Annotated in this window: 1 protein-coding gene; it reads left to right on the forward strand. The window is 66.7% G+C overall.

What is annotated here, in order from left to right:
- Positions 1–255: hypothetical protein (locus tag GM655_RS23405; RefSeq protein ID WP_196308835.1), on the forward strand; the 255-nt coding region annotated here is incomplete at both ends.

Consider the following 255-nt stretch of genomic DNA (forward strand, 5'->3'; position numbering starts at 1 on the left):
CCCAGTTGTCGGCCCTGAGCACGGACCAACTGGCAGCACTGTCGACCAACCAGATGCTGGCGCTGACGGCCGCGGCATTCGGTGCACTGAATACGCGCCAGATCGGCGGCTTGACGACGGACCAGAGTGGCGTGCTGAGCACGGCGCAAATCGTTGCGCTGAGCAGCAATGCACTGGCCGCCATGGAGACGGCCGACTTCGCTGCGCTGCGTTCGGACGCGTTTGGCGCGCTCACGGCGGCCCAGCTCAAAGCCC

It is taken from the genome of Pseudoduganella danionis, from assembly GCF_009720775.1.
Lineage (GTDB): Bacteria > Pseudomonadota > Gammaproteobacteria > Burkholderiales > Burkholderiaceae_D > Rugamonas > Rugamonas danionis.